The following is a 12,487-nucleotide window of genomic DNA, read 5'->3' as shown; positions in this document are numbered from 1 at the left end:
GTGTAACCCATATACGTCATCTAGCTAACCACCAGATGCCTTGATACTATGAGTCCTTACTGCCAGTGTAGGATGTGCTCTCGGGGTACTCATCAGGATCATTAATCCACTCCGTACCATTCTCATCATACCGAGGATCGGGAAAACCATTAGGGAAGTATTTCTTCTTCCGCTCTTCCTGTTGAGACCAAGGGTATTCAGTATCAGGACCAGCACAGATTATTTCGTGACCTCCAAAATACTCCTCAACGCGAGGAAGGGAATCTTTCGACACCTCAAGCCCATACCCAAAAAGAACCTCGTATTCGTCATCACGCCACATAGGACGCCGTGGGTAATAAGCATTCATAATGTAAAGGATATCCACACTATACCTAACATAACCCTCCATGTTTAAACCGTCAGCCATAGATAGAACATCTTCAAAGTTTTTATAGTAGACAAACAATCCTTGACGCATATCAAGCCAATCGATATCCTCTGCATATTCTTCAGCCCATTTCAAATCAAATTTATGCGGGAATGAACTCCAATCAAAACTGATAGCATTCATAAAACGAATAGCAAAATCATAGGCATCCACAACCCCTGCGCAATCAACTATAACAACATGCCACCCCTCCTGACGCAGAGAAGGAAGCATATAGTTTTCCCAATAATTATTATCTCGTATAAAAACAGGGATATTAAACGGTTTAGAATATAAAGCCTCATAAGGCATATTCGTTTCCTTTCCAAATTAATCAACAAGGCGGACAAAAGTTAAATAGTGATCTGGCGAATAGTAAATACTTCCATTGCTTCCTACTACGATACGATGTGTTCCCCGATTAAGTCTTGGTTTACCATTTTCTTTGATGATATACTCTGGCGGTTTTGCATCATATTCAGTATATGTAATAAGATTACCATCCTTATCTTTTGTTGGGAGTATGCTACCATCTTTACTGCCCATAGGCCTATTCTCGAAAACTTTAGAACTGCTCAACCCTTAAACACGACTAATAAATTTAAAACACAAAAACACTGGCCCCTGCAACAAAGCAAAACCGCAGGAACCAATAGTTTTTATATGAGACTATCTCCACTAATTTACCTGAAGAGAACTCCACGTGAATAAATATTGTAAAATCCGGTTAAAGAGCCAAAAATGAGAACCCCTGGTATTACTTACTCTCATATTTCCAGTTCTCCAAAACCTCATCCTTATTCTTCACATACAAAGGATGCTCCGCCCCAGGGTCATTTTCATCGAAATCAGGAATCACGATCGCCCGACCCTCAAAAAACTCCAACACCTGATCAAGATGCTCTTGAGACACCTCCATACCATAAAGAATATTCGCAGGATCATACTCCCCATCCTCATCCTCCGAATACCGGTACCTCAACTCAGTATCCACAGTCTGCAACAGCTGTGCAGCCCACTTCGCCATATAATAATGAGGATCATGAGGGCTCTGGAATAGTGCATCATAATTCTTCAGAGCAAAAAAGAACCCCTGACTCAAATCCAGCCAATGCAAATCCTCAAGATACTCATGAATCCAATCATCTGGCATATCAGGAATCTCCTCAGGAAACTCAATAGCCTCAAAAACCATCACAGAAGCTTCCGCAGACCCCGAAGACTCCAATAACTTTTCACAGGAAAGCTCAATAATCTTCCACCCAGCCTGCCGCAACAGCTCTAATTGTCGCTCTAAAACACCATCCTCCCGAACATAAATAACCGGGAAAAAGACGTCATCCCACTCATCAGTATAAAAAACCATAATATTTCTACTTCTCAATGGGCGTGAAGATTTCTCCGTGCGCGCGGACGACTTCTAACCCTCAGTATCCTCTGGGTCAACCGTCATCCCTCGCCAACTCCTAATAGTATCTTCCTTATTTCTAACATACACTGGATACTCAGCCCCAGGGTCATTTTCATCGAAATCAGGAATCACGATCGCCCGACCCTCAAAAAAACTCCAACACCTGATCAAGATGCTCTTGAGACACCTCCATACCATAAAGAATATTCGCAGGATCATACTCCCCATCCTCATCCTCCGAATACCGGTACCTCAACTCAGTATCCACAGTCTGCAACAGCTGTGCAGCCCACTTCGCCATATAATAATGAGGATCATGAGGGCTCTGGAATAGTGCATCATAATTCTTCAGAGCAAAAAAGAACCCCTGACTCAAATCCAGCCAATGCAAATCCTCAAGATACTCATGAATCCAATCATCTGGCATATCAGGAATCTCCTCAGGAAACTCAATAGCCTCAAAAACCATCACAGAAGCTTCCGCAGACCCCGAAGACTCCAATAACTTTTCACAGGAAAGCTCAATAATCTTCCACCCAGCCTGCCGCAACAGCTCTAATTGTCGCTCTAAAACACCATCCTCCCGCACATAAACAACCGGGAAAAAGACGTCATCCCACTCATCAGTATAGAAACCCATAATATTTCTACTCCTTAATCAAAATAAACGTCTCATCATGATGCGGAAATAAAAAATTTGAGGGTCACCCATGAAGTGGCAGTACCCCAATCATGAATAACCCTCAATATATACAAACGTGCTTATATACTATTCTGTATCATCAACATCTTCACTATGCACCAGGTGTACTTTCGAAGCAAGCTCCGGGTCATACAATGGTGATTCAGGATAATACCGAGGGTCTTCCACATAGACTCCGGTAGAATCCTTATCATCAATCGTAAACCCATAGACGATCCCGTCTTTATCGTACAGAGGGTCCGGGGCTCCGTTCGGGAAATTCCTCCGTTGTTCTTCTTCGAAATCAGACCAGGGGTATCGCACACCCTCACCGGCAATCATCACATTTTCCGCACCCATCACATCCTCAAGCTGTGGGAGATACGAGGTGGGCAGACCAACGCCGTACCCCACCACCACAGGGTACTGTTCATAAATATTTCCCCGGAATTTGGAATAATGGTGAACCATATTTTCAGCTAGTTGAAGGGCATACTCCGGAGCATAAAAAGGTGAACAACTTTCCTGGACGCTAAAAAGATCCTCAAAGTTCTTATAGAATACAAAAAGTCCCTGACGCATATCATTCCAGTCAGCTTCTGTAACAGCATTCATAACCCAGAAACCGTTCACCCACTGATCTGGAGCAATGTTAAACCCAAGCGCTCGTAAAAGCCTACGCCCGAGTTCATGCGAACTATCTACCCCGGCACAATTCACCTCAACAATAAACCACCCCTGTTCCTGCAGGCGAGGCTTCATCACCTTCTCCCAATACCCACTCTCCCGAGTGAAAACAGGAACAATGAACTCATCCTTATATTCGCATTTATACTTCATAGCGTTTATATAGAAGGGTCTGGCTCAGTAAATTCACTATGTACCAGGTGTACCTTGGAGGCAAGAACAGGGTCATACAATGGTGATTCAGGATAATACCGAGGATCAGCAACATAGATGCCCGTAGTCTGCGAACTATGGGTAGTAACACCAAAAAGCTCCCCATACTTATCGTAGAGAGGATCAGGGGCTCCGTTCGGAAAGTTCCTGCGCTGTTCTTCTTCGAAATCAGACCAGGGATACCGCACGCCCTCACCGGCAATCATCACATTTTCTGCACCCATCACATCCTCAAACTGCGGAATATACGAGGTGGGAAGACCAACGCCATACCCCACCACTACAGGAAACTCTTCATAGATATACCCACGAAGATCGGAGTAGTGATATACCATGTGTTCGATTAGCTGAAGCATGAACTCAGCCCCATACCCCTGATGCAAATCCGGATGGGTAGAGAAGATGTCTTCAAAATTCTTATAAAACACAAAGAGACCTTTGCGTATATTAATGCCGTAGATGTCAGTGATATTATCTTTGACCCCCATAGCGTTAATGTATCCATGCTCAGGAACTTTAAAGTTGAGTTCACGTAGAAGCCTTGTGCCGCAATCCTCAATATCCTCTACATTCGCACAGTCTACTTCAGCGATATACCACCCCTGGTCCTGTAAACGAGGCTTCATGACTTTCTCCCAATACCCACTCTCCTGAGTGAACACCGGAACAATGAACCCATCCTTATATTTTTTTTCGTAAGTCATCATGATCTCCTTTAGAAAATTCGTACAAAGGTCTTATAGTGATCAGGAGTGTAATACATACTCCCATTAGAACCGACAATCAAACGTTCTGCGCCTGGGTCATTTACTTGGTTTGCAGTACGTGCTAACCGCCTAACCCTGTATTTTGTATAATCTATCTCATTCCCAGCGTAATCATGCGTGGGAAGGATACGAGCTTCCTTATTATCAAAAGGCAGAGGATCCGGGACATTCCCAAAACCCTCAGGTTTATAATCTCGACCAGTCCAATGCACCTCTCCCGTCTCGTAAAGTGACTTAGCCGTAGGAACTACATCATCAGGAATTGTTCCGGTGTACTCATCTAGATTAGTCACCATAAATTTATGGGAACCAACCTGAGCCTCAACCGTATTACCATGTCGGGTAACATCCCTAAAACTAGTCATCGCCGTATCTAGATTAGGCTCACCAACTTCAGGACGCCACAAGGCAAACTCTGGTTTTCCTTTAGAGAGGTCAGCAGGAGAGTTTCCACCATTTAATTTAATGTAATACTCTCGCTCCAACTTTTTAGCTTCGTCAAACCCGTACACGCTGTACGTTCCAGGCTCTTCAGCAGGTACATACCGAGAGCTGTCCTTAGTATTCTTCACAAGAGTCTTTTTGAAGTCATCACCAGCGAGATATGTGGCCGTCTGATCACCATTTTGCAGCTTAGAACCCGGAGGATGCTCCACCCAAGATGCATGTTTACCATCTGTAGCAGGTTTCTCTAATGATGGAGAATCACTCGCCACACCTTTCGCCGGAGGCAGGTTCTCAACCTTCGGTTCCTCCACAGGTTTCAGCTGCACATTGGGTTCGTGTACTGTTCCTGATGTCCTGTGAGCGAGAGAGCCGGTATGGGTAGGTTTGGGACCGTTGGGTATGTCTATCTGATGTGGGCTATTGTGCGGCGTGGGGTGCACTTTGGGCACTACATGCTCGATGCCCAGCAGGCTGGTGCGCGTCCATGTGGCAATGCGGTCTTGGATTCCGTTGATGCGGGTCTTGACGGCATTAACGGTGTTTTGGGTTTTAATGACAACAGGGGACGTCTTAACCCGATCAACCGTTCTGGAGATAACGGGGACTTTCATCGCCTGGTTGCCGGTGGCGCGTGCTACGGGTGGCCCGGCTTTGAAGAGCATCCCTATGAGTGCGGCTGTGAGTGCTTCTTTCCCGCCTTCCTGAAGGGCGTAAGCCTGCACTTTATCCCAGTCGATATTGCCGTCGGGGGTATGGAAATCCATGCCATCAGCGGCACCGTTGGCGGCACCAGAAATAAAACCAACACCGCCAGCCAAGAGGATACTTGTCGGCGCTATGAACAGCGAACCAATAACGCCTACAAGAGCCAGAAAGCGCAGACTCTGCTGCACGAAACGTTCGCCTTCTTGGCTCTGATACTTACGGTAATCTGCAACCGTCATGGGGCGCTCACCCCGAGGGTCCACATACTCCAGCGGATTATTGCCTGCATATGCGTAAACGTCAGCAAACCAGGATGAACCAGCTATTGCGGCCTTCGGGTCTGTTGAGAGGAAACGACGTGAAGGGCTGTCATAGACGCGAGCGCCTAGCATATCTAGACCGGCTACGCGTAGCGACCCTGCACCCGTGAACTCGAAACCGGTGGGCATCCCGGGCACCGGGGTAGCGCTTGCAGAGGGCACGCCCCAGTCTGTCGGCAGTCCGGGTGTGCTACCTAATGCCGAATCGAGGGTGCTGCCGGTCAATCCGGGGACGTTGAGGGTATGCCAAGGCATCATTCCGCCGGGTATACCCGCCTGCGAAAAGCCGCCGTCAGAGCTGGGTGCGCTCGTTGCCCCAGCACCCAGAAGATGCGGAATATCCGACCTGGCATCCCACATGAGAGGCACTGTAATGCCCTCACCATCAGAAACAGCGGATACCTCACCCACCGCATCAGAAATCAGTGAAGTGCGTGAAATACCTACACGTGAGGAAACAGAGTCTGTTACCGATGTCAGGCCGCCGTAGGCACCCCAGCTATATTCGCGAGAGTATGAGGCACCGGTGAGCTTATCGGTCGTGACTTCACCACTACGTTCGCCTGCCAGGTTGTAGGAGTAATCCGTGATGGTATGAGCGGCAAGCTCCCCAGCGCCGCCTCGTGCACCTGCGTATGCGCGAGCCTCAACGGCGACTAACTGGTTCGCTTCGTTATGGGTGAAGATACGCTCACCCTCCAGAACACGAGAGCCTGCAGCCGAGCGTTCAGATCCGTTAGAACTATCGAGAGCAAAGACGCGCTCGCGCATCATGACTCCGGCTGTGTACTCCCACTCCCACACGTGGGATGCTGAACGGGCGCCCACAAGCTGCCCGGCATAGTCATAGGAGTACAGAACAAGACCATCCGGTGAAGTATCAGATCCCGTTGAATCCAGCCCAATCACGCGGCCGTTATGGTCACGGATCACTTGTGTGCGTTCAAGAACCTTTGATTCTTCAAACCCTCGGACATCGGCGAGTACCTGTTCCCGCACATAGTCTGAGATTAGCCCGGTAGTGCGCTCGTGCGTCCAGGAAGACACCATATCTCCCACCCGAATCCGCGTGAGACGTCCCAGAGGATCGTAGGAGAATACTGAAGAGATAACGTCGTGAGCGGGCTGTCCCGTGGCGTGTGTTGTTACAGCTACCGTTCGACCGGCGCCATCTACGGTACGTGTAGATTTTGCGTAAGGGGTTACTGACGTGATCAGATAACCATCGGCATCATACGAGTACGTCAGCGTATATGCGCCGGTTTTGATAAAGGTATTCAAAGCGTGAAGACGCTCGTGTATATCATCGTCTGCATGAGCGTTGCTTTGATCGTCCGATCTTAGGAATCCTGAACGGCTGCGAGAGATCAGACGGTCGGAGGAATCATAGACAAAACGATGCTCAAGGTACGGCTTTTCGATGCCAGCAAAGGCGGAAGAATCGCGGTCCCTGAGTGCAGAAGCTGAGGCGTAGTCACGCACCGTCACGGTCCGATGACCGATAGATGATGTTCCGGAGGAGTACGAATACTCCGCCGCGCACACACCATTGACGCTCAAAGACGCGAGCAGACCGCCACCCTGATAGTCGTAGGAGTATGCACGGGTTCGCTCACCATTATTTTCAGACAGCAGACGACCTGCGGCATCGTAGGTGTATGTAGATGTTATCTCTGCCGTAGAACCCGCGCCCTTAATGGTGCGGATAAGCTGACCTGCGGCGTCATAAATATACGTGGTGACCTGGCCGGTCGCATCCAGGGTGCGCACCATCTGCCCAGCAGCGTCATACTCGAAATGGGTGCGATACCCTAAGGCATCTACAGCAGTCACTAGCTGACCGGCTGCATCATAGATGAATCTGCGGGTACCAGCGCTGTTATCACTCATGCGGATCAGGCGTGAGCACCGGTCGTATGCATACGTTGCCGTGCGAGCCCCATGCTGCACCCGTACAATCCGGCCAAGGGCATCATACGTCGTATGCTCAGTTGTGCCGTCAGGATAGGTCCGGGCAATAATTCGAGATGCGGCGTCGTAGGTTAGCGTTGTGTACGCCCAAGCGGTAGGCTCTTCCCACTCCACGTTCTCGCCCACCGTCGGCTTCTGCTCGGGTACGCTTAGCCCCACACCTATACGCCGCAGACGCCCAGCTTGATCATAGTCGAATGTTTGGGTGCGTCCCGCCGCAGATACCTCGCGTATCAGCCGGTTTGCCGCATCGTAGGTGCGGCGGGTGAGTCCGCCATGAGCATCAAGAGTTTCAACGGGATTGCCTGCGGCGTCATAGGCTGTAAACTCGGTAACAGTTTCGCTGTTTCTTGGGGATGCACTCGGTGACTTTGAGTTTTGAGATGCACGTCTAACCGGCTGCGAAGAGGTGAAATTTTGGGGATTGTTCTCGCCCTCAATAATCACCCGTCCCAGATAATCGACGTGACGGAATGAAGATCCGAGTATTCCGCCGGAGGACGTAGTTTCTTTGCCCGTTCTACGGTCTACAGTGCGGTGCGTAACAACACCGGTAGCATCCGTAATCTGGCTAATTTCGCCAGCCAAGTCGTAGTCAAACTCACTCCGGGCACCCAGAGGATCTGTTACCGCAATAAGTTGTGACAGGCCATCGTATTCATAGTTGGTTACGGCACCGAGGGCATTAATAGTCTTGACCATGTTGCCCCAGGCATCAAATACTGCGCGGTTGGTACGACCCAGTGGATCCGTGACAGCGGTGATTTGGTTGCCGTTATTGTACTCAAAGTGTGTGACATGACCGTAAGGATCTGTCAAAGAAACGGGCAGCTGACCCATAGGGCGCGAAGTATTGTGTATACAATGAGTGCTGCTTGAAGTAAGGTTTTGGCGTACAAAAGCAGGAACATCTAGCTCTTCGGGAGCAAGCTCAGGGTACGTGAGAGACCAGCGTGAACCGGCAGCATCCGTAACCGAGGCGAGTTGCCCGGCGGAGTTCCAATGAGTAGAGGTTACGTGACCTAGAGCATCCCTAACCTGCACTATGCGACCGTGTTTGTCGTACTCTAGATGGACTGTATCGCCAACGCCGTTTGTTATGCTGATCAGTTCTTGACGTGCGTTATAGGTGTATGTGGTACGTACACCGGTGGGGTCAGTAACGCTTAGAAGGTTGCCGTACTCATCCCAGCTATATTCTGTAGTATGCCCATTCCCATCGGTCATAGTGATGGGGTTTGGGTTTGCACCTGTTGATTCGTAGGTATATGACACTACCACGGGATCACCGGGGTTGAGCCGATCACGGAAATCACATACAGAGGTCGTGAGCAGGCGGTTATGTTCGTCCCAGGTGTACTTAGACAGTGCGCCCTCGGGGGTAAGTTGTTTCGCTAAACGACTGTGAGAGTCGTAGGAACGGCTTATCGTAGAACCATCGCGTTCAGTAACGCTGATGCGGTTGCCGAACTTATCGTAGCGCATGACTTGGCGGCTGCCATCAGCAGCCGTCATAGAGCTAAGACGTCCGTGTTCATCCGAGCGCCAAATATTAGAGCTGTCGCCGGTTATCGCGTCAGCAACAATCGTCATAATGCCCGGAGCATAGACGAAAGACACTTCACGGGAATGTTCAGTCAGCTGGTGGACCACACGTCCTTGGCCGTCATAGGTATTAGTGACTTCACGGTGGCCGTTCACGTCCCACACTTCTTCAATAAGGCGCTTAGCGTTATGGGTGTAACGACGAATACCGTCGGGACGGTTAACCGCTGCTAGCAGATCATCATCGTCATAAATGTAGGTGACGGTATCAAGTATCTGCACATCATGATCTATAAGGTAGGTGCTGGCAGATTCAGGGCGAATACGGTTATAACGGGGTGAGTTGCCGTAGCGTATCTGAAGACCTCGACCTGAGGCCGGGTGAACAATGTCAGTCAGCTCTAACGCACCCGTTGCGGAATCCGATGAGTAAAGAGGCAGTGTTAAGGTTGCATAATGCCCCTCCATCACGCCTGTCCAGGCACCAGAAGGATCGTAGAAGTATCGAACGTGCTTGGAGTTGTAAACAACCCAATAATATGCGGGTGCAGTAGGTGCGCTGACCTTGCGCCCAGCGTTCTCTGCCGTCTTGATTGCTTTTGTCGTCGCTGTGGAAACATAGCTGTAAAGCTCGTCGCCGGGAACAGTTTTGCTAAGCCAATATGATTCGGAAGGAACACGACCAAAACCGTCGCCCATACGAGGGAATGCAAGAGTCCGACCATCAGGCGTGTGCCATACAGCGCCCGTGTTACTCAACGTAAGTTGAGTATCAAGCGTAGAAGACCAACCGAGACCAAAGATGCCCGAAGGGGCTTCTTCGGGATAGGTAACGGCAACGCTGTTGTACATACGTTCAAGCTTGATGAGCGATGCCGCAGGAGCATGCTCGAAGGAGAGATCACACTCATGCTCAATGAAATTCCCTGTGGCAACATTTACGGGATCAAGCGCATATCCCGCTGAGTATACCGCGCCGGTTATTGTCGCACGAGAAACGTCAATACTCGGACGATCTGTAGAAATTTTCTGTTCCTTCAGATAATTCCGGATATACCCCGTATTAAGGTACTGCGGATAATCCAAAAAATCTGCTTCAGAATAAATAGGGCCTAACATTCCTTGAGAACCAGCCGTCGCGAAAGCTTCCGCAACAGTGAGAATCCAACGAACATCAGATTGGTTGGCATCAACCCATTTTGCGATCGAGTTAAAAAGGCTTACGGCATCAAAAACACCCCATGATGTATGCTCAGCGAAAGAGCTGTAGCTTTTCGTGATATTGGAGTAAAGCTCAGCAATTCTTTGATCTGACTTAGAGTTCTTTTGCGCAAATGTCACGAGGTTGCCGGGAATAGCCGAGGTAGTCTCGGTAGCATCCTGGGCGGCGTCCCGAGCTCTCTTTTCGGCGCGATGCGTACGGTTGCGCCCAATAACCTCTGCATTTCTGCCCGTATTACGGGATTTGATAATCGGGGCGCGTTCGTCGAACTTGGGACCTTCGTTATCTAGATTAGGCTGTGGTTGGGGAGGGTAATGAGCAGCGGGATCTTTCTGAAAACTTATAAATGTATTTCGATTATCATTTTCAATGTTATCTCTGATCTTCCGTTTTTCTTCCTCCCAGTTTGCCATAGCCTCACGGAATTTTTTACGATTCTCATTTTCTTGGTGTGCAGCATCAATATACTTCTGCAGGTCGGTAGCGGCATCGCCCAGGGCTGTAATCAGGTTTTTACATTCAGAGATGGAATATTTACAGTTCTGATCAAAAACTCGTGCGAAATGTCCTTTAAACTCACGTTGGGCTATGCCAATATACCGCTGCCGTTCCGGAAGCTGTATTTCTAACTTCCTTTTTAAATATCTGAATATACTGAGCAGAATATCGGCATGATTAAAATCGAACTCAACATCACGCTCTAGAACGTGCATGTTGTCGTATTCGCCCATAGTTTATGTATCTTCCGTGATGCGTGGCTGGAAACTATGCTGAACCTAAGTGAAAGGTTGAAGCTCAACTTATGTTACCAGATGTGAACCCCCGATATGAGCACATCCTGTAGGGGTCTGAGGCGTTGCATGAGCCTGTCTAGTCATCTGGAATACTTGAGCCCCTCGAAAGTTTTCGAGGGGGCTCAAAACTCGCGCACTTCCATGCGCATGAACCGCGAAAGTTCTGGTGCTAATCAATAACCGGGCGGATGGTCTCAACCGAGACGATACCACCGTGCTCGGCGGTTGAGACCTGCAGGATTACCGCATCCCCTGGCTCCATATAGGGGTCTTCGGTGGGAAGAATTTTCGCCGAACCCTTCATAAGGTGACCCTTAAGAGCCTTGAAAACCAACGGGAGCACGGGGCGATGCGTGCACAGCAGCGAAGGAACTTCCTTCACGAACAGCGATTCGGTCACTTTTGCCGTGCGTTTAGGATGCCCTGCCGCGCCGCTCTCCGAGAGGGACTTCTTCTCTTTGATCGCGATCGCATGGTCGTTCGCATAGGGCGCCACGGTCTGCATGCACCGCAGCCACGGAGATGAAAGCAAACGGGTGGGGGAGTATGCCTCCAACAGGCGGCTATGCGCAAGCGCCTGGCGTTTACCGGTTCCCGCGAGCGGACGCTCGTCGTCGGCGGCAGTCCAGTTAGACCGCGGTTTGGCCTTGGCATGCCGCATAATGACGACCGGGCGAGTGTGCAGAGTACCGGCTTTATGGTGAGCAACGAGCGCATCCAAAGGCTCGTGGTCGGTGCTGTTGCTCAAGAGCTTGCGTGCCTCTTTGGGGGTTACCCAGCGGATTTCATCAACTTCGCCTTCGTCAGCGCGGGGATGCTCACCCACGGGCAACTGTGCGGCCCAGTAGAACACATCCTTGGGGCGCCCCGAGACCATATAGCTGGTGACCGCCAGCGGCACGCCGAGGGTTATTCTGAGGGTGACTTCTTCGCCTACCTCACGAATGGCGGTTTCAACGAGTGATTCGCCCGCATCCTGTTTGCCTTTGGGCCAAGACCAGTCGTTATAGCGGGGCCGATGAATCATGAGCACTTCAAGTTTTTCGCCGTGCAAGCGCCAGACGAGGGCACCTGCGGCAACGACTGGCGCTGTATTTTCGCGGGTGCGGGTGATGGCGAGTGAATTATCGTATACGTGGGCGGAATAGTACGTTGATTCGGTGGTCACGGGATCCTCTACGAGCTGGTAGTGATGATGCGGTGTACTCCCATTCTAGGGGAAAAATCTTCAGAGGCGTCACCGTCCCGTAACCTTGTGTTCACCTTCGTAGTAAAAATCCGAATGTTACGTGGCTTGGCACCCTGTGGAGCACA

8 protein-coding genes are annotated in these 12,487 nt (G+C 49.8%); all 8 read right to left on the bottom strand.

The window, feature by feature from the left end:
* Positions 1-46: 46 nt before the first annotated feature.
* Positions 47-721: a hypothetical protein gene (locus HMPREF0733_RS01720; protein ID WP_013397665.1), complete on the bottom strand. Its 675-nt coding sequence runs from the start codon at positions 719-721 to the stop codon at positions 47-49.
* 18 nt (positions 722-739) lie between these two features.
* Entirely contained in the window at positions 740-955 is a 216-nt protein-coding gene (locus HMPREF0733_RS10860) for a ribonuclease domain-containing protein (protein ID WP_080556855.1), read from the bottom strand.
* Between the two features lie 211 nt (positions 956-1,166).
* Positions 1,167-1,775 carry a hypothetical protein gene (locus HMPREF0733_RS01715; protein ID WP_013397664.1) on the bottom strand — a complete coding sequence of 203 codons (609 nt, stop codon included), beginning with the start codon at positions 1,773-1,775 and terminating at the stop codon, positions 1,167-1,169.
* Positions 1,776-1,965: 190 nt separating this feature from the next.
* Entirely contained in the window at positions 1,966-2,460 is a 495-nt protein-coding gene (locus HMPREF0733_RS01710) for a hypothetical protein (protein WP_013397663.1), read from the bottom strand.
* A gap of 129 nt (positions 2,461-2,589) precedes the next feature.
* Positions 2,590-3,342 (bottom strand): hypothetical protein, encoded by a 753-nt coding sequence (locus tag HMPREF0733_RS01705; RefSeq protein WP_013397662.1) that lies wholly within the window; start codon positions 3,340-3,342, stop codon positions 2,590-2,592.
* A 5-nt stretch (positions 3,343-3,347) separates the two neighbouring features.
* Positions 3,348-4,106, bottom strand: coding sequence for a hypothetical protein (locus HMPREF0733_RS01700; protein ID WP_041321534.1), 759 nt, complete (start codon positions 4,104-4,106; stop codon positions 3,348-3,350).
* A gap of 11 nt (positions 4,107-4,117) precedes the next feature.
* A complete protein-coding gene (locus HMPREF0733_RS01695; RefSeq protein ID WP_013397660.1) occupies positions 4,118-11,110 on the bottom strand; it encodes a DUF6531 domain-containing protein in 6,993 nt (2,330 codons plus the stop codon).
* Positions 11,111-11,342: 232 nt separating this feature from the next.
* Positions 11,343-12,341 (bottom strand): NUDIX hydrolase, encoded by a 999-nt coding sequence (locus HMPREF0733_RS01690; RefSeq protein WP_013397659.1) that lies wholly within the window; start codon positions 12,339-12,341, stop codon positions 11,343-11,345.
* Between the last annotated feature and the right edge of the window lie 146 nt (positions 12,342-12,487).

It is taken from the genome of Rothia dentocariosa ATCC 17931 (assembly GCF_000164695.2).
GTDB classification, from domain to species: domain Bacteria; phylum Actinomycetota; class Actinomycetes; order Actinomycetales; family Micrococcaceae; genus Rothia; species Rothia dentocariosa.
The sequence above is the reverse complement of the archived record's forward strand: the minus strand, read 5'-3'. Positions and strand labels throughout refer to the sequence as shown.